Consider the following 17,170-nt stretch of genomic DNA (forward strand, 5'->3'; position numbering starts at 1 on the left):
CTTACAAAATACGCATCTTCCGCCACGAAGCGGTCTCCCTTGCAGACCGTCACTTCTTTCCCGGAGTGCCGTCGAACTTCTTCTCGAGGTCCGACCAGCAGTCGATGTAGTCGTCCTGCAAGGGTGCCTCTGTCGCCGCGAAGGGCGTGAGGTGCTGGGGAAAACGCGTCTCGAACATGAAGGACATGGTATTGTCGAGTTTGTGCGGGGCAAGCTCGGCGTTCGACGCCTTCTCGAACGCCTCGCGGTCCGGGCCATGCGGCAGCATCATGTTGTGGAGCGACATGCCCCCCGGAACGAAGCCCTGCGGCTTTGCGTCGTACTGGCCGTAAATGTTGCCCATCAGCTCGGACATGACGTTCTTGTGATACCAGGGCGGACGGAAGGTGTCCTCGGCCACCAGCCAGCGCTCGCGGAAGAGAACGAAGTCGATGTTGGCCGTGCCCTCGACGCCGGAGGGCGCGGTGAGCACCGTAAAGATCGAGGGATCGGGATGATCGAAGAGGATCGCGCCGACCGGGCAATAGGTCGTCAGGTCGTACTTCACCGGAGCGTAGTTGCCGTGCCAGGCCACGACATCGAGGGGCGAGTGCCCGATGTGGGTCTCGTGGAAATGCCCGCCCCACTTCACCGTGACAGTGGACGGCGTTTCGCGGTCCTCGAATGCGGCGACCGGCGTCTTGAAGTCGCGACGGTTGGCCATGCAGTTCGCCCCAATCGGCCCGCGCCCCGGAAGCTGGAATTTCTGACCGTAGTTCTCGCATACGAACCCGCGCGCCGGACCGTCCAGCACCTCGACGCGGTAGACGAGGCCGCGCGGGATCACTGCGATCTCCTGGGGGGCAAGGTCGATGACGCCGAGCTCGGTGCAGAACCGAAGCCGGCCCTCTTGCGGCACGATCAGAAGCTCGCTGTCGGCAGAGTAGAAATAGGCGTCCACCATGCTGTCGGTGACGAGGTAGATATGCGCTGCCATGCCGACCTGGGTGTTGACGTCCCCGGCCGTGGTCATCGTGCGCATGCCGGTCAGCCACGTTAGACCCTCTGAATGGGGCACCGGGTTCCAGCGATATTGTCCAAGCGAGACGATGTCCGGATCGACCAGCGGGGCGGATTTCCAGTAGGGTAGGGCGATCTTTCGGAAGCGGTGCGTGTGCTTGACCGAGGGCCGGATACGGTAGCACCAGGTCCGTTCGTTCTGATGCGACGGCGCGGTGAAGGCGGTGCCGGAAAGCTGCTCGCCATAGAGACCGTACTCGCACTTCTGCGGCGAGTTCATCCCTTGCGGCAACGCACCCGGCAGGGCCTCGGTTTCGAAATCGTTGCCGAAGCCGGGCATATAGCCGTCGTGCGTGCCGGTGCGGTCGGGGGCACGGACCATTCCGGCGGGAAGCTCGTGTCGAGTCATGGGCGATCTCCTTGCCTCGATAATCGTTGCATTTGCAACGAAGTCAACTCTATGGTCCCCGACATGGAGGATCTCCCGCCTTTCGACCTGTCGCGCTTCACGCCTTACCGGCTGGCGGTCGCGGCGCAGAAGACCAGCGAGGAACTGGCGCGGCAGTACCGCGCACGCTTTGGCATCTCGATCCCGGAGTGGAGGGTTCTCGTTCATCTCGCCCAGGCCGGCGACGTCTCCGTCCGCGATATCGAGGCCCGCGTGGCGATGGAGCGACCGAAGGTCAGCCGTGCGGCAAGCCGACTGGAAGAGGCGGGTTACATCCGAAAGACGCCGAACGCCGTGGACCGCCGGCTTGTTCGCCTTTCGTTGACTGCGCAGGGGCATGAATTGATGCAGGAGCTTCTTCCCCTGGCGCAAGCCTATCAGGACGACATCGAGAACAGGCTGGGAGCGGTCCTCGACGGGTTCGAAAAAGGCATAGATCGACTCCTCGGCCGTGACTGACGGCTTCGACCTTCATTTCGGCGCATCGGGTCGCTAGTGTCTGGACACATTCCGGGGATTCCATGCACCTCACACTGAAACTTGCCATCGGCAGTGTCCTGGTCGGATGCCTTGTCCTCGGTCTCAAGACCCTCGCGTGGTGGATCACGGGGTCGGTGGCGCTTCTGTCCGATGCGTTGGAAAGCATCGTCAACCTCGCGACAGCCTTCGCCGCCCTCGTGGCGGTTCGGATCGCGGCTCGTCCGGCCGACGCGAACCACCCGTTCGGTCACCACAAGGCGGAGTTCTTCAGCGCCGTTCTGGAAGGCGTGATGATCATCGTCGCGGCGCTGTTCATCTTCCGCGAGGCGTACCACGGGTTCATGGCCCCCCGCGTTCTGGACGCGCCGATCGAGGGTCTTCTCGTCAACATCGGCGCGACGGTCCTGAACGGCATCTGGGCGACGGTCCTCGTCCGGCGTGGACGACTGCTGAAGTCGCCCGCGCTGGTTGCGGACGGGCGGCATCTGTGGACCGACGTTGTCACTTCCTCCGGGGTGGCTGTCGGCGTCCTCCTGGCCTTCGTGACGGGCTGGTGGATCCTCGACCCGCTGATGGCGGCGCTTGTCGCGGTCAACATCCTGTGGTCGGGCTGGCGGGTGGTGAAGGAGTCGCTGAGCGGACTCATGGACGAGGCGGTGCCCGAGAAGACGCTCACCCGCATCCGCGACATCATCTCGACCGAGGCCGCCGGCGCCGTCGAGGCGCACGACCTCAAGACGCGCCACGCCGGCAGCGCAACCTTCGCGGAGTTCCATTTGGTCGTGCCGGGAGAGATGACCGTCTACGACGCGCACGAGATCTGCGACAGGGTCGAGGCAGCTCTGCGAAAGGCCGTGCCGGACATCCGCGTGAATATCCACGTCGAACCCGAGCACAAGTCGAAGCACAGCGGCATCGTCGTGATCGACTAGGACTTCCGGAAGATCCGCGTCGCCTGAAACATTTTCTCGAGATCCGCGATCCGGTCCTTGGCCTTTTCCCACCTGCGGCTCTGCACCTCGGCGATCAGCGCCTCGACGATCAGGTTCACGGCGATGGTCGAATCCCAGCTCGACGGCACTTCGACCATCGCGTTCACGACGTGCGTGGCGATCCGCGAGATCGGCGACCCCCACTGGTCGGTGAAGAGGACGATGGTCGCCTCGCGGTCCTGCGCGAGGCTGGCGAGCTTCATCAGCTCGCCTTCGTAGCGGCGGATGTCGAACAGGATCAGGACGGATCGGCGGTCCATGTCGAGAAGGTACTGCGGCCAGACGTTTGCCGACTGGGACAACAGGGTCACGCCGGGCCGGATGATCTGGAGGTGGTTGAAGAAGTAGTCGGCATTCGACCGCGTGATCCTGCCGCCCGACAGATAGATGGGGCGCCGGGGGTCGGCGAGAAGCTTGGCGATGGCGTCGAAGGTCGCGGGGTCGAGCCGATCGATTGTGTGGTTCAGGTTGTCGAAAACGGCCTTGGCGAAGTCGCGGAAGGCCTCGGAATCGGTTCGGCCCTCGGGCCAGCCTTCGCGCTTGAGGATGGGTTGCTTGATCTGGGCCGACGCTTCGTCCCTCAAGGCCTCCTGTAGTTCGGGGAAGCCGTCGAACCCGAGCTTTCGCGCGAGACGAATGACCGTGGGGGTTGATACACTGGCCGCTTCGGCCAGCCTCGTGATGGATTGGAGACCGGCGACCGGGTAGTCGCGCAGAAGCGCGTCGGTCAGTTGCCGCTCGGCCGGCGTCAGCACGGCGGTCTGGTCCTGGATCAGTTCCTTGACGATCGGTTTGCGGGTCACGCGATCAGCCTGCTGTAGCAATCGCTTCAGGGTAGCGCTGGGGCGTAGCGACGTCTACGAAAGTTTCTTGACAGGTGAATCGGGCCTGTAACTAATGTTTCCCGTGACCAAATCAGCCGCTTCCAAGATTCTGGGTACCGAGGACGGACCCGTTGCCCAGGTCGTGAACCCGGGCGGTCGAGGTGAGGTCTGCATCGTGTGCGAACATGCGAGCCCGCGCGTTCCCGCCAGCCTCGGCAACCTTGGACTGAGCGACGTCGACCGACTGTCGCACGCGGTCTGGGATCCCGGTGCCGAAGCCTTGGCGCGGCGTTTGTCCGCGCTGCTCGACGCGCCGCTTGTGCTGTCGCGGGTGTCGCGGCTGGTGCATGACTGCAATCGCCCGCCCGAGGCGCTGGACGCCTGCCCGTCGCGAACCGAACGGATCGAGATCCCGGGCAACCGCGACCTGACGGCGTCCGAACGCGCGGCACGGGTCCACGAGGTCTATGAACCGTTCCATGCAGAGGTGGAGCGCGTCCTTGACGGCTTCGCCTCGCTGCCCGCTCTCGTAACCGTCCACAGCTTCACACCCTCCTGGAATGGTGAGCCTCGCTCGACCGAAATCGGCCTCCTGCACGATGCCGATGCGTCGCTTGCGACCGCCATGCTGGCAGCCGCGGGACCGACGCCGAAGGTGGAGTTGAACATGCCCTATTCGGCGGCGGACGGCGTTACGCATACGCTAAGGAAACACGGGACCGCTCGAAGCCTCTCAAATGTCATGGTCGAGGTCCGCAACGATCTTCTGACAGAGGAGGCTGCGGTTGCGCGCATCGCGGATGCCCTGACCCTGATGCTGACCACGGCCTTCGCCCACGGGAATGCCGCATGAGGGCGCTTCAGACCTATGTCCGCGTCATCGACCGCGTGAACCGCTGGATCGGTCGCATCGTCATGTACGGCATCTTCGTGATGATGGGGATCCTGCTCTGGTCCACGTTTTCGAAGGTCGGCAGCGATCTGGGCTTCGACATCAACCCGTCGGTCTGGACGCTCGAGATGGCGCAGTTCGCCATGGTCGCGTATTACGTCCTCGGCGGTCCCTATTCGATCCAGCTTGGGTCGAACGTGCGGATGGACCTTCTGTACGGAGAATGGACCGATCGGCGGAAAGCCGAGGTCGACGCCATCACCGTGCTCTTTCTGATCGTTTACCTCGTCTTCCTGCTCTGGGGCGGTTGGGACAGCCTGATGTATTCCTTCCAGTACGGCGGCGAGCGCAGCCCGACCGCCTGGCGTCCCTATCTCTGGCCTATCAAGACGATCATGGTCGTCGGCATCCTGCTGATGCTTCTTCAGGCCGTCAGCGAGTTGTTCAAGGATATCCTCCGCCTGAAGGGCGTCGCGGTGGAGGCCGGCGCCTGATGCCCTATGAAGCCATCGCCCTGCTGATGTTCGCGTCGATGATGCTGATGCTGCTGACCGGCCAGCGCGTCTTCGGCGCCATCGGCTTTGTCGCAGTCATCGCGGCCTTCTTCCTGTGGGGCGACCGGGGCGGTTATGATCTGGGCTTTGCGCAGGCGATGAAGCTGATGAAATGGTATCCGCTTCTGACGCTGCCGATGTTCATTTTCATGGGCTATGTGTTGTCGGAAAGCCGGATCGCCGACGACCTATACCGCATGTTCCACGTATGGATGGGGGGACTGTCCGGCGGGCTTGCCGTCGGCACCATCGGACTGATGGTCCTCATCTCGGCGATGAACGGACTTTCGGTCGCGGGCATGGCGATCGGTGCGACCATCGCGCTTCCGGAGCTTCTCAAGCGTAACTACGACAAGAGGATGGTCACAGGAGTGATCCAGGCGGGCTCTTCCCTGGGAATCCTCGTGCCGCCTTCGGTGGTGCTGGTGCTTTATGCCATGATCGCGCGGCAGCCGGTGGGGCAGCTCTGGCTCGCGGGGGTGCTGCCCGGGCTGATGATGGCGGGCATGTTCATAGCCTACATCGTCATCCGCTGCGCCATCACCCCGTCGCTCGGACCGGTCCTGCCGCCCGAGGAGCGCAATGTGCCCCGCGCCGAGAAACTGCGGCTTTTGTCGGCGGGACTTCTGCCGATCGGCATTTTCCTTGCGATGATGGTGCCCTTCATCAACGGTTGGACCTCGCTTGTCGAAAGCTCGGCCGTGGGTGCTCTGGCGGCCTTCCTCGCCGCTGTTCTGAAGGGCCGGATGACGCGGCAGGTTTTCCAGACGAGCGTGCGCAACACGCTTGGCATCACCTGCATGTTCATGTGGATCATCCTCGCGGCCCTGGCCTTCGGCGCGGTGTTCGACGGCCTCGGCGCGGTAAAGGCCATCGAGTCGCTCTTCACCGAGAAGCTGGGACTGAGTCCGTGGATGATCCTGATCCTGATGCAGCTTTCGTTCATCCTGATGGGGACGTTCCTGGACGATACAGCGATGCTCGTGATCGTCGCGCCGCTTTACGTGCCGCTTGTCGCGGCCCTCGGCTTCGACTTGATCTGGTACGGCGTCCTTTACACGATCACGACGCAGATCGCCTACATGACCCCGCCCTTCGGATATAACCTGTTCCTGATGCGCGCCATGGCTCCGCCCGAGATTTCGATCCGGGACATCTACGCCTCGGTCACGCCCTTCGTTCTGGTGATGATCCTGGCGCTGACGGTGGTGATGATCTTCCCGCAGATCGCGCTGTGGCTGCCGGGGCAGGTGTACGGAAACTGAATCGAACGAAAAGACACGGCGGGCCAAACCGCCGGAGAACAAACGCAATGACAGAGAGGAAGACGACCATGACCACGAGACGCAAGTTCCTTACGACGGCTGCCGCCGGTGCAGCCGCGGCGCCCTTGGCCGCGCCTGCCCTGGCGCAGTCGACCATCACCTGGCGGCTTCAGACCTATGCCGGTCCGGCGCTCGCCGAGCACGTCCTCGACCCGGCTATCGCGATGTTCAACCAGATCGCGGGCGACCGGATGCAGATCGAGACCTTCTATGCCGACCAGCTTGTGCCCACGGGAGAGCTGTTCCAGGCGATGCAGCGCGGCACCATCGACGCCGTGCAGTCGGACGACGACTCGATGGCCTCGCCGACCGAGGTGACGGTCTTCGGCGGCTATTTCCCCTTCGGCTCGCGCTACTCTCTCGACGTGCCCGTCCTCTTCAGCCGGTACGGTCTGAAGGAGATCTGGGAGGCAGAGTACGCCAAAGTCGGCATCAAGCACATCAGCGCCGGAGCCTGGGATCCCTGCCACTTCGCAACGAAGGACCCGATCCGCAGCCTGGCCGACCTGAACGGCAAGCGCGTCTTCACCTTCCCGACCGCCGGCCGCTTCCTTACCCAGTTCGGTGTCGTGCCGGTCACCCTGCCGTGGGAGGACATCGAGGTCGCGGTGCAGACCGGCGAGTTGGACGGCATCGCCTGGTCGGGGATCACCGAGGACTACACCGTAGGCTGGGCCGACGTGACCAACTACTTCCTGACCAACAACATCTCCGGCGCCTGGATCGGCCACTTCTTCGCCAACAACGACAGGTGGGAAGAGCTGCCGGACGACCTGAAGACGCTGTTCACCGTTTGCTGCGACCAGTCGCACTATTACCGGCAGTACTGGTATTGGGGCGGTGAGGCCGACCTGCGCGTCAACGGCACCAAGATGGAGCTGACAACGATTCCCGACGAAGAGTGGGATACGGTCGAGCAGGCCGCGCAAGTGTTCTGGGACGAGATCGCGGCAGAGTCCGAGACCAAGGCGAAGGTCGTGGAGATCTTCAAGAAGTACAATGCCGACATGCAGGCGGCTGGACGGCCCTACCGCTACGGCAAGGCCTGACACCGCGGCGCGTTCCGACAAGGGACGCGGGCTTGGCAAGACGGGATGCCCCGGGTAACGCCCGGGGCATCCCTGCGCCGGAAGAGAGGACGAGACGGACATGACCACGCAACTCAGCTTCGACGGACTGAAGGAGCTTGCCACCAAGCTCGAGATCGACACCGTCCTCGTCTGCCTGATCGACATGCAGGGTCGGCTGATGGGCAAGCGGTTCCACGTCAACAACTTCATCGAGAGCGGTTACGAGGAAACGCACTGCTGCAACTACCTGCTGGCCACCGACCTCGAGATGGCGACGCCGGACGGCTTCGCCTCGACAAGCTGGGAGAAGGGCTATGGCGACTACGTCATGAAGCCCGATCTGAAGACCCTGCGCCGTCTTCCGTGGCTGGAAGGCACGGCGATGGTGCTGTGCGACCTGATCGACCACCACACCCATGAACCCGTGCCGCACGCGCCCCGTCAGGTCCTGAAGGCGCAGATCGAACGCGCGGCCGCTTTGGGTCTGACGCCGATGATGGCGACCGAGCTTGAGTTCTTCCTGTTCGAGAAGACCTACGACGACATTCGCAAGTCCGGGTTCCGTGATCTAGAGCCGCTGGCCGGATACAACGCCGACTACAACATCCAGCTCACCACGAAGGAAGAGCATGTGATGCGCCCGATCCGCAACATGCTGGTCGCCGCGGGGGTCCCGGTCGAGAACACCAAGGGCGAGGCAGAGGCAGGGCAGGAAGAGCTGAACATCCGCTATGCCGATGCGCTTCTGGCCGCCGATCATCACACCATCGCGAAGCAGGCGATCAAGGACATCGCGTACAGCAAGGGGGCCTCGGCGACGTTCCTGGCGAAGTGGCATCACAAACGGGTCGGCAGCGCCGCGCATATTCACCAGTCGCTGTTCAGGGGTGTCGACAACGCCTTCCACGACAAGGACGCCGCCCAGACGATGTCCGCGACGATGCGGTCCTACGTCGCCGGTCTTCTGAAGTATTCGGCGGACACCACCTATTTTCTCGCGCCCTACGTCAACAGTTACAAGCGGTTCATCCCGGGCACCTTCGCGCCCACCAAGGTCGCCTGGTCGATCGACAACCGCACCGCCGGCTATCGCCTGGTCGGCGAGGGAACCAAGGGCGTCCGAATCGAGTGCCGCATCCCCGGCTCGGACATGAACCCCTACCTCGCATGCGCGGCACAGCTTGCCGCCGGTCTCGCCGGCATCGAAGAAGGACTGACCCTGGACGACCCCGTGACCGGCGACGTCTACAACATGGCGGACGTTCCCTCGATCCCGCACAAGCTCTCGGATGCGACCGAGGCGCTGCGCGGCTCGACGATGCTGCGGGCCGCCATGGGGGACTGGGTGGTCGACCACTATGTCCGCGCCGCCGAGGTCGAACAGGAGGCCTTCGATGCGGTCGTGACCGACTATGAAGTGCGGCGGGGGTTCGAACGCGCGTGATCACCGGCATCGACCATATCGTGCTGACCGTCCGCGACGTCGAGGCGAGCGTCGCTTTCTACGGGCGAGTTCTCGGAATGGAGGCGGTGACCTTCGGCGAGGGTCGGCGGGCGCTGGTGGCGGGCGATCAGAAGATCAACCTTCACAGTCTGGGGATGGAGACGCGCAACCACGCCGCAATCGGTGCTGGTGATGTGTGCCTTCTGACGGACCTCACTCCCGACGCCGTGATCGCGAGACTGACCGCCGAGGGTGTGGCCATCGACTCGGGTCCCGTACCGCGCGCAGGCGCGCGAGGCCCCATCACCTCGGTCTATTTCACCGACCCCGACGGACATCTGATCGAGGTTGCAAGCTACGGAGGTCAACCATGACCAAGACCATCGACCTGATCTCGCCGATCGACGGCTCGGTGTACCTGACACGAGAGGTTCTGTCGCGCGAGGCCGCCGTCGACGCCGCCGCCCGCGCGCGACGCGCGCAAGAAAAATGGGCGCGCGTTCCTCTGGAGGAGCGCATCCGGCTTGTGCTCAAGGCCAACGACATCGTGGGTCAGACGACGGACCGCATGGCGTTGGAACTGGCGCACCAGATGGGGCGTCCGATCCGCTATGGCGGCGAATTCGGCGGCTTCAGCGAGCGCGTGACGTACATGGCGTCCATCGCGGAGGAGAGCCTGAAGCCCGAAGTCGTCGAGGACTCGGACACGTTCCTGCGGATGATCAAGCGCGAAGCCCAAGGCGTCGTCATGGTCATCGCGCCTTGGAACTACCCCTACATGACCGCGATCAACACGATTGCGCCTGCGCTGATGGCGGGTAATGCCGTGATCCTGAAGCACGCGGCGCAGACGCTTCAGGTCGGGGAACGTCTGGCCGAAGCCTTCCACGAGGCCGGCGTGCCGAAGGACGTTATGCAGAACCTCGTGCTCGATCACGACACGGCGGCGGCGCTGATCGAGGGACGGCACGTCAACTTCGTCAACTTCACCGGCAGCGTGAACGGTGGAAAGGCGATGGAGCGTGCGGCGGCAGGCACCTTCGTTCCGGTCTCGACCGAGCTTGGCGGCAAGGATCCGGGCTATGTCCGCGCTGACGCCGACCTGGACCGCGCGGTCGACGTGCTGATGGACGGCGCGATGTTCAACGCGGGGCAGTGCTGCTGCGGGATCGAACGCATCTATGTCGCCGAAAGCCTCTACGACGCCTTTGTCGAGAAGGCTGTCGCCTGGGCCTCGGCGCAGACGCTGGGCAACCCGCTCGACCCGGAGACGACGCTTGGACCCATGGCCAACGTCCGCTTTGCGGTCGAGGCGCGGGCACAGGTCGAGGAGGCCTTGGCCGACGGCGCGACGCAGCATGTGGCGACGATGCCCGCAGACGATGGCGCAGCCTACATGACGCCGCAGGTGCTGACCGGCGTGACCCACGACATGCGCGTGATGCGGGACGAGACCTTCGGGCCGGTGGTTGGGATCATGCCCGTCGACGACGACCAGACCGCGATCCGGCTGATGAACGACTGCGCTTACGGGCTGACCGCCTCGATCTGGACGCAGGACGCGGACGCCGCCGAGCGCATCGGGGATCGGCTTGAGACCGGCACGGTCTTCATGAACCGCTGCGACTACCTGGACCCGGCGCTGTGCTGGACCGGCTGCAAGGACACCGGGCGCGGGCAGGGGTTGTCGAAGCTCGCCTATCAGGCTCTGACGCGGCCGAAATCTTATCACCTTCGGAAGAACTGACATGACCCTTACAGGCAACTGGTCCTATCCCACCTCGATCCGCTTCGGTGCGGGCCGCATCGCCGAACTCGGCGGCGCCTGCATGGCAGCCGGGATCCGCAGGCCTCTTCTCGTCACCGACCGGGGTCTCGCGTCGATGGACATCACCGCCCGCGCACTCGACCTCCTCGCAGAGGAGGGCCTCGGCCGCGCGATCTTATCGGAAGTCGACCCAAACCCGACCGACCTCAACGTCAGCGAGGGCCTGCGTGTCTACCGTTCGGGCGGATACGACGGCGTCATCGCGTTCGGCGGCGGCTCGGGCCTCGACCTCGGCAAGACCATCGCCTTCATGGCGGGCCAGACGCGCCCCCTGTGGGACTTCGAGGACATCGGCGATTGGTGGACCCGCGCCGATCCTGCGGGCATCACGCCGATCGTCGCCGTTCCCACCACGGCCGGAACCGGATCCGAAGTCGGGCGTGCGGGCGTCATCACGAATTCGGCGACGCGCGAGAAGAAGATCATCTTCCACCCGAAGATGCTGCCCTCGGTCGTTATCTGCGACCCGGAGCTGACCGTGGGAATGCCAAAGCACATCACCGCAGGCACGGGGCTTGACGCCTTCGCGCATTGTGTCGAAGCCTATTCGTCGCCCTTCTACCATCCGATGAGTCAGGGCATCGCGTTGGAGGGTATGCGGCTGGTGAAGGACTGGCTGCCGCTGGCCTACGCCGACGGGACGGACATCGAAGCGCGGTCGCACATGATGAGTGCCGCTGCCATGGGTGCCGTCGCCTTCCAGAAGGGCCTCGGCGCGATCCACGCGCTGAGCCACCCCATCGGCGCGGTCCACCATACGCACCACGGCACCACGAACGCCGTCTGCATGCCCGCAGTCCTGCGCTTCAATGCGGACGCCATCCGCGAGCGCTTCGACCGTGCCGCGGCCTATCTGGGGATCGACGGCGGCTTCGACGGCTTCCGCGATTTCGTCGACGAGTTCAACGACAGCCTCGGCATTCCGAAGCGGCTCTCGGGCCTCGGGGTCACGGACCCGGACATCGACGTCCTGACCGATGCTGCGCTGCGTGATCCAAGCGTCGGCGGCAATCCCGTCGAGATGACTCGCGACACTACGCGAGCGCTCTTCGAACAGGTGCTCTGACCCTTCCGCCTGCTTGCTCCTGCCGGACGGTCTGCCTAAGCAGGGGCAAAGCGAGAGGATCGGCATGGGCAAGGCACACGGCGGACGGGTTCTGGTGGAGAGCCTGCGGGCACTAGGAGCGCGACACGGCTTCGGCGTGCCGGGCGAATCCTATCTCTCGGTCCTCGACGGGATGCACGACACCAAGGGCGCCTTCGACTTCGTGCTCTGCCGGAACGAAGGCGGCGCAGGGTTCATGGCCTCGGCGTATGGCAAGCTGACCGGAACGCCGGGCCTCTGCTTCGTCACGCGCGGGCCCGGAGCCACCAACGCCTCCATCGGCGTGCATACCGCAATGCAGGACAGCGCGCCGATGATACTTTTCGTCGGCCAGATCGACACGCGCACCCGCGACCGCGAGGTGTTTCAGGAGGTCGACTACCGCCAGTTCTTCGGCCCGATCGCCAAGTGGGCGACCGAGATCGAACATATCGAGCGCATTCCCGAGATCGTGTCGCGGGCCTGGACGACGGCGCTGTCAGGCCGGCCCGGACCTGTCGTGGTGGCGCTGCCCGAGAACGTGCTGAACGCCGAGACCGACGTGCCGCCGCTGTCGCGCGCCGCAGCCATCCCGAAACCATTCGCCTCGGCCGAAGACATCAAGGCGGTCCATGCGGCGCTCGACCGAGCCGAAAGGCCGGTCCTTCTGATCGGCGGTGGCGGCTGGACCTCCGAGGGCGGCGCAGCGCTGACACAGTTTGCCGAAGCCTCGGACATCCCAGTCGTCGCCGCCTTCCGCTATCAGGACATCTACGACAACAGCCGCGCGACCTATGCGGGCGAGGCGGGGGTGGGGATGCTGCCGCAGGTCCGCAGGACGCTGGAGAATGCCGACCTCATCCTCGCCATCGGCGTCCGCTTCGGCGAGATGACGACCGACAACTATACCCTCTTCGATCTGCCCGACATGTTGCAGACGCTGATCCACGTTCACATGTCTGCAGGCGAGATCGGGAAAATCTACCAGCCCGACATCGCGATCCTGTCCTGCCCCAATGCTTTCGCGACTGCACTTGCCGACGTGCCGGTGAAGGGACCGTGGAGCGACTGGCGCAGTGCCGCGCGCGCAGGATACGAGGCGAGCTTCGACCTGCCGCCGCAGCCCGGTCCTGTCGACATGGTTGAGGTCATGCGACACCTTCAGGAGGTGCTGGACGACGACGCGATCCTCACGAACGGCGCTGGCAACTTCTCTATCTGGAACAACAAGTACTTCCGCTACGGCACGGGTAATCGGCTTCTGGCGCCTCAATCCGGGGCCATGGGCTATGGCCTCCCCGCTGCAATAGCGGCGAAGGTCGTCCATCCGAAGCGCACGGTCGTCTGCTTCGCGGGCGACGGAGACTTCCAGATGAATTGCCCCGAGCTTGGCACCGCGATGCAGGCGGGCGCGCAGCCGGTCGTCCTGATCCTGAACAACGGCAGCTACGGCACGATCCGGATGCACCAGGAAAAGCACTTTCCGCGACGTGTGTCGGGCACGGAATTGCAGAACCCTGACTTCGCCGCGATGGCCCGCGCCTATGGCTTCCACGGCGAGAGGGTCGAGCGGACCGAGGACTTTGCCGACGCTTTCGAGCGTGCGCTGGCCTCCCCTTCGGGAGCGGTTCTCGACCTCGTCACGGGCATCGAGGCGCTGACGCCCCGGCAGACTTTGACCCAGATACGCGCCGCCTCCGAACCGTAACCCTTCCTTAACCGCGTTTCGGCAAATCCTCGTGGAAACGTCGCTGCGTCCGGCGGCGCAATTTCGGGGGATGGCCAATGGCCGCGCTGCAACTCACGGATGTCGTCACGGGCAACTCGCTCGGGTTGGACTATGGTTTCTCGGACATCCTTGCCACGACCATTGATGGACGCCGCGTTCTCTACGCTCTCTCGCGGACCGAAGCGACGCTTGTCGAAGTCGGTATCGGAGCGGACGGGCATCTCGGCATCGCGAACACGCTCGCGCTTTCCGGCACTTTCGCTGCTGGCAGCGATCCGGTCCTTGGACTTGTCGACCCTGCTGGCTCCGGCCAACTGCTTCTTATGGCGGGTTTGCCGGCGAGCACGGGTCAAAGCGTGGAACTGAGCTATCTGGGTGCGCTCGGCGACCAGGCGCCTCTCTCGGTCACCGGCCTTCTTGCCGCGCCGACCGGTCTCGATCTCTCCGGGGCTGCGGGCTTGGTTTCCGGAAGGCTGGGGTCAGGCGGTCTCGACCTGTTCACGGATTTCGGGAACGGACTCGTCTGGTCGGCGTCTCTCGAGGACACCGCAGATCGCGCCTTGGGCGACGTTGCCGCTGCGGTGGCCTTCGAACATGACGGAGCGGTCCTCGTCGCGACGGTATCGGCCACTGAAAACGGCCTTAACCTTGTCGCCATAACGCCCGGCGGGATGGGATACGTCGCAGTCATGGGAGCCTCCGAGGGACTGCCCATTGGCAGACCCTCCGACGTCGAGGTCATCCAGAGGCTCGATGAAACGCTTCTGGTCGTGTCGGGCCGCACCAGTTCTTCGCTCAGCGTCGTGAGCCTGGGTCCCGCCGGGGCGCCGATCCTGTCGGATCACATCCTCGACGCACCCTGGACGCGGTTCCAGGGGGCCGAGGCGGTGGCCACGGCGACCTACGGCGACTTCGCCTTCGTCGCGGCTGGCGGAAGCGAAGGCGGCGTGTCGCTCTTCACCGTCCTTCCTGGCGGGCGGATGGTTCACCTGTCGTCTGTCGCCGACGCAGACCAGATGCCGCTCTACCGCGTCTCGGCGCTGGAAGCGCAAGTGGCGTACAATCGGATCGACATATTTGCGGTCTCGGCGATCGAGGCCGGCATCGCGCGGCTCTCTTATGACCTGTCCGGTTTCGGCGCGGTGGTGCTTCCTCCGGCGGTGTGGCCATGGGGACCGCAAAGGCCGATCAGTTGATCGGATCCGCCAAAGCGGATGTTCTGTCTGGCGTGGGCGGCGACGACATTCTGTTCGACGGCGCGGGCGAAGACATCCTGAACGGAGGCACGGGCGCCGACCTCTTCGTTCTTCACAACGACGGCCAAGCGGACACGATCCTGGATTTCGAGCGCGGCGTCGACCGGCTGGATCTGTCGGCATGGGACATGCTCTACGCAGCCTCGCAGCTTTCCGTGTCGCCGACGGCGGACGGAGCGATCCTGACGCACGGGTCGGAGACCCTGATCCTTCACACGTCGGACGGACAGCCCCTCGGTGCGGCGGACTTCTCCGACGCCGACATCCTCAACGTCGACCGTCCGCCGCTTTTGGCAATAGGACAGCTTCTCTGGGGCGGCGACCTCGGCGATGTGCTCAATGGTGGCGCGGGGCCGGACACGATGCATGGAGCAGGAGGCGACGACAGCCTCTGGGGCGGTTTCGGCGCTGACGTGCTGAACGGAGGCGCCGGCCACGACGCGCTGGACGGTGGCGGCGGACATGACGCCCTTTCAGGCCAGAGCGGCGACGATCTCCTGATCGGCGGACTCGACGACGATCTGATCTTCGGCGACGGCGGCAACGACGTGATCTACGGCGACGGGATCCTCTGATCCCTTAAGCGATGCCGTCGCCGTCGAGGATGCTGTCCCAGAGCGACGCAAAATCCCCCATGTCACCGCCGTCGAGAATGGCCTGGGCGTCCCCGGGCGGGGTCCAGGACGGAAAAAGCAGTGCTAGCATGGCAAGGCCGATGTCGCCGCCGATCAGGAAATCGTCGCCGGTTCCTCCAGACAGCGCATCGTCGCCGCCGCCACCTTCGACCAGATCGAAGCCGTCCGATCCAAAGAGATCGTCGTTGCCAAGGCCACCGCGAATGGCGTCGTTGCCCGAACCGCCATCCACGGTGTCGGTCCCGAAGCCCGCGGACAGGCCGTTACCGGCGTCATTGCCCCTGATGATGTCGTTGCCGCTGCCGGTCAGCCCGTTCTCGATCACCGTGCCGCGTGCGATTCCGATGTTGCCGTCGAGACCGGAGAGGTCGGAATGCGCCTCGGGTCTCAGGTCCATGACCTGGTGCGCGCCCTCGCCCGAGAAGTCGAGCGTATCCTCACCGCCGGTGTCGTAGATCGTGAAGGTGACGTTGCTTGCCATGTCGAGCACGTCGTCGAGATGTGTGCCGCTGTTGCCATTGCGACCCAGACGGTGTCGCCGGTATTTGCCTGCGCAACGCCGTATAGGGATTGGATGGCGATGATGTCGGCGATCTGGGGCGAGGTGACGAAGGCATAGGTGGCGTCGACATACGTGTTCTCGCTCTGGTCGAAGTAGGACATCACCGAGGCTTGCCAGCTGTCGTTCTGGTAGTCGGTCTGGACGCCCCATGTCGCGCTGCCGTTGTAGTCGCCGGCGTGTCCCAGACCGAGAGCATGTCCGATCTCGTGCAGGTAGGTCTGGAAGTAATAGTAGTCGAGCCGGGCCTGGCCGCCGGCCCAGGTGCTGTTGATGTTCACGAAGGACGACTGGATGACGTGGTTGAAGACGGACGACGTCGAATAGGCCCCCGCCGCATTGTCGTTGAAGGTGATCTGAGCTGTCGCACCGGCGGTTCGCGCGGAAATGCGATAGTCGCCCGGCGAAGCGTCGGCGAAGGAGCCGGCCTGGATGTAGTGAATTCCGCTGTAGGTCGCCTGATAGGTGAGCCCGCTGTTCCGTCCTTCGGCATCGTCGTTCTCGGCCAGAAGGGCGCCTGAGGCGTTATAGAGACGCAAATAGGGGTCGGCAGTTCCGGATGCGCTTTCCGAGGCGAGCGCGATGTTCACCGCCTGGCCTGCTGTCAGGTAGACCGCGACCGAATCCCGGTCCGCCCCGGACGACAAAGTGCCCGTGAAATCCTGCCCGACGGACATGGTGTAGGTCGTCGTCCGCCCCGCTTCGGCGTCAGCGCCTTCCGTGAGCACGGCGGTTGGCGGGGCGACCTGACCGGCTTCCACGAAGTTGATACCGGACACGTAGGACCACGATTCAAGCGCGGCCCAGGCCATTTCTTGCCCGTTTGCAGTGAGCTGGCTTGTGTTGACGACGAGATAGTTGCCGGGCGAGACGTCGAAGGCGCGGGTATTTCCGTTCCAGAACCCGCCCGTCAGCTGCGCTGCGATCTGGTCATAGGTGTAGATCGGAAGTTCCGCACCGGTATCGACGGCGGCCTCGAGCGTCTGGTCGGGGACAGCATAGGCGCAATCGGAAAGCCACGGCTGAAAGTCGGCACACAGTTGGCACACGT

Annotated in this window: 17 protein-coding genes; 13 read left to right on the top strand and 4 right to left on the bottom strand. The window is 64.4% G+C overall.

The window, feature by feature from the left end:
• Nucleotides 1-49 precede the first annotated feature (49 nt).
• Entirely contained in the window at nucleotides 50-1,408 is a 1,359-nt protein-coding gene (gene hmgA, locus EF888_RS00260) for a homogentisate 1,2-dioxygenase (RefSeq protein WP_109759314.1), read from the bottom strand.
• A gap of 63 nt (nucleotides 1,409-1,471) precedes the next feature.
• Between hmgA and EF888_RS00265 the strand changes: the two genes are divergently transcribed.
• Together EF888_RS00265 and EF888_RS00270 are read left to right on the top strand one after the other, a co-directional pair.
• Nucleotides 1,472-1,906, top strand: coding sequence for a MarR family winged helix-turn-helix transcriptional regulator (locus EF888_RS00265; protein ID WP_241239758.1), 435 nt, complete (start codon nucleotides 1,472-1,474; stop codon nucleotides 1,904-1,906).
• Nucleotides 1,907-1,968: 62 nt separating this feature from the next.
• A complete protein-coding gene (locus tag EF888_RS00270) occupies nucleotides 1,969-2,859 on the top strand; it encodes a cation diffusion facilitator family transporter (RefSeq protein ID WP_109759316.1) in 891 nt (296 codons plus the stop codon).
• On the opposite strand, the gene EF888_RS00275 is transcribed toward EF888_RS00270, so the two are convergent.
• Entirely contained in the window at nucleotides 2,856-3,722 is an 867-nt protein-coding gene (locus tag EF888_RS00275) for a MurR/RpiR family transcriptional regulator (RefSeq protein WP_109759317.1), read from the bottom strand. The two genes, EF888_RS00270 and EF888_RS00275, sit on opposite strands and share 4 nt — an antisense overlap.
• A 94-nt stretch (nucleotides 3,723-3,816) precedes the next feature.
• Here EF888_RS00275 and EF888_RS00280 point away from each other — a divergent pair, with 94 nt between their 5' ends.
• The 11 genes from EF888_RS00280 (at nucleotide 3,817) to EF888_RS00330 (ending at nucleotide 15,500) form a co-directional block, all read left to right on the top strand.
• Complete coding sequence (locus tag EF888_RS00280) at nucleotides 3,817-4,596, top strand: N-formylglutamate amidohydrolase (RefSeq protein WP_109759318.1); 780 nt, start codon at nucleotides 3,817-3,819, stop codon at nucleotides 4,594-4,596.
• On the top strand, nucleotides 4,593-5,129 hold the full coding sequence (locus tag EF888_RS00285) for a TRAP transporter small permease subunit (RefSeq protein ID WP_109759319.1): 537 nt from the start codon (nucleotides 4,593-4,595) through the stop codon (nucleotides 5,127-5,129). Before EF888_RS00280 ends, EF888_RS00285 begins: the two co-directional genes overlap by 4 nt.
• Nucleotides 5,129-6,454, top strand: a complete 1,326-nt coding sequence (locus tag EF888_RS00290) for a TRAP transporter large permease (protein ID WP_109759320.1) — start codon at nucleotides 5,129-5,131, stop codon at nucleotides 6,452-6,454. The genes EF888_RS00285 and EF888_RS00290 overlap by 1 nt, the downstream gene beginning before the upstream one ends.
• Before the next feature lie 68 nt (nucleotides 6,455-6,522).
• Nucleotides 6,523-7,563, top strand: coding sequence for a TRAP transporter substrate-binding protein (locus EF888_RS00295; RefSeq protein ID WP_109759321.1), 1,041 nt, complete (start codon nucleotides 6,523-6,525; stop codon nucleotides 7,561-7,563).
• Between the two features lie 100 nt (nucleotides 7,564-7,663).
• Nucleotides 7,664-9,028 (top strand): glutamine synthetase family protein, encoded by a 1,365-nt coding sequence (locus EF888_RS00300; protein ID WP_109759322.1) that lies wholly within the window; start codon nucleotides 7,664-7,666, stop codon nucleotides 9,026-9,028.
• Entirely contained in the window at nucleotides 9,025-9,402 is a 378-nt protein-coding gene (locus EF888_RS00305; RefSeq protein ID WP_109759323.1) for a VOC family protein, read from the top strand. Before EF888_RS00300 ends, EF888_RS00305 begins: the two co-directional genes overlap by 4 nt.
• Nucleotides 9,399-10,775, top strand: coding sequence for an aldehyde dehydrogenase family protein (locus EF888_RS00310; RefSeq protein ID WP_109759324.1), 1,377 nt, complete (start codon nucleotides 9,399-9,401; stop codon nucleotides 10,773-10,775). The genes EF888_RS00305 and EF888_RS00310 overlap by 4 nt, the downstream gene beginning before the upstream one ends.
• Before the next feature lies 1 nt (nucleotide 10,776).
• On the top strand, nucleotides 10,777-11,922 hold the full coding sequence (locus tag EF888_RS00315; protein ID WP_109759325.1) for an iron-containing alcohol dehydrogenase: 1,146 nt from the start codon (nucleotides 10,777-10,779) through the stop codon (nucleotides 11,920-11,922).
• Nucleotides 11,923-11,986: 64 nt separating this feature from the next.
• Nucleotides 11,987-13,648: a thiamine pyrophosphate-dependent enzyme gene (locus EF888_RS00320; protein ID WP_109759326.1), complete on the top strand. Its 1,662-nt coding sequence runs from the start codon at nucleotides 11,987-11,989 to the stop codon at nucleotides 13,646-13,648.
• 77 nt (nucleotides 13,649-13,725) lie between these two features.
• On the top strand, nucleotides 13,726-14,865 hold the full coding sequence (locus EF888_RS00325; protein ID WP_109759327.1) for a hypothetical protein: 1,140 nt from the start codon (nucleotides 13,726-13,728) through the stop codon (nucleotides 14,863-14,865).
• Nucleotides 14,838-15,500, top strand: coding sequence for a calcium-binding protein (locus EF888_RS00330; RefSeq protein ID WP_109759328.1), 663 nt, complete (start codon nucleotides 14,838-14,840; stop codon nucleotides 15,498-15,500). The genes EF888_RS00325 and EF888_RS00330 overlap by 28 nt, the downstream gene beginning before the upstream one ends.
• A gap of 4 nt (nucleotides 15,501-15,504) precedes the next feature.
• Here EF888_RS00330 and EF888_RS00335 read toward each other — a convergent pair whose 3' ends face one another.
• Nucleotides 15,505-16,041 carry a M10 family metallopeptidase C-terminal domain-containing protein gene (locus tag EF888_RS00335; RefSeq protein WP_109759329.1) on the bottom strand — a complete coding sequence of 179 codons (537 nt, stop codon included), beginning with the start codon at nucleotides 16,039-16,041 and terminating at the stop codon, nucleotides 15,505-15,507.
• Complete coding sequence (locus tag EF888_RS00340; RefSeq protein WP_109759330.1) at nucleotides 15,948-17,168, bottom strand: M66 family metalloprotease; 1,221 nt, start codon at nucleotides 17,166-17,168, stop codon at nucleotides 15,948-15,950. Before EF888_RS00340 ends, EF888_RS00335 begins: the two co-directional genes overlap by 94 nt.
• Between the last annotated feature and the right edge of the window lie 2 nt (nucleotides 17,169-17,170).

The sequence above is a fragment of the Silicimonas algicola genome, assembly GCF_003970735.1.
In the GTDB taxonomy this organism is placed as follows: Bacteria; Pseudomonadota; Alphaproteobacteria; order Rhodobacterales; family Rhodobacteraceae; genus Silicimonas; species Silicimonas algicola.

Excerpts from the sequence above, each read along its gene's own strand:
- hmgA (WP_109759314.1), bottom strand. The coding sequence starts at position 1,408 with ATGACTCGACACGAGCTTCCCGCCGGAATGGTCCGTGCCCCCGACCGC.
- EF888_RS00265 (WP_241239758.1), top strand. The coding sequence starts at position 1,472 with ATGGAGGATCTCCCGCCTTTCGACCTGTCGCGCTTCACGCCTTACCGG.
- EF888_RS00270 (WP_109759316.1), top strand. The coding sequence starts at position 1,969 with ATGCACCTCACACTGAAACTTGCCATCGGCAGTGTCCTGGTCGGATGC.
- EF888_RS00280 (WP_109759318.1), top strand. The coding sequence starts at position 3,817 with ATGTTTCCCGTGACCAAATCAGCCGCTTCCAAGATTCTGGGTACCGAG.
- EF888_RS00285 (WP_109759319.1), top strand. The coding sequence starts at position 4,593 with ATGAGGGCGCTTCAGACCTATGTCCGCGTCATCGACCGCGTGAACCGC.
- EF888_RS00290 (WP_109759320.1), top strand. The coding sequence starts at position 5,129 with ATGCCCTATGAAGCCATCGCCCTGCTGATGTTCGCGTCGATGATGCTG.
- EF888_RS00295 (WP_109759321.1), top strand. The coding sequence starts at position 6,523 with ATGACCACGAGACGCAAGTTCCTTACGACGGCTGCCGCCGGTGCAGCC.
- EF888_RS00300 (WP_109759322.1), top strand. The coding sequence starts at position 7,664 with ATGACCACGCAACTCAGCTTCGACGGACTGAAGGAGCTTGCCACCAAG.
- EF888_RS00310 (WP_109759324.1), top strand. The coding sequence starts at position 9,399 with ATGACCAAGACCATCGACCTGATCTCGCCGATCGACGGCTCGGTGTAC.
- EF888_RS00315 (WP_109759325.1), top strand. The coding sequence starts at position 10,777 with ATGACCCTTACAGGCAACTGGTCCTATCCCACCTCGATCCGCTTCGGT.
- EF888_RS00320 (WP_109759326.1), top strand. The coding sequence starts at position 11,987 with ATGGGCAAGGCACACGGCGGACGGGTTCTGGTGGAGAGCCTGCGGGCA.
- EF888_RS00325 (WP_109759327.1), top strand. The coding sequence starts at position 13,726 with ATGGCCGCGCTGCAACTCACGGATGTCGTCACGGGCAACTCGCTCGGG.
- EF888_RS00330 (WP_109759328.1), top strand. The coding sequence starts at position 14,838 with ATGGGGACCGCAAAGGCCGATCAGTTGATCGGATCCGCCAAAGCGGAT.
- EF888_RS00335 (WP_109759329.1), bottom strand. The coding sequence starts at position 16,041 with ATGGCAAGCAACGTCACCTTCACGATCTACGACACCGGCGGTGAGGAT.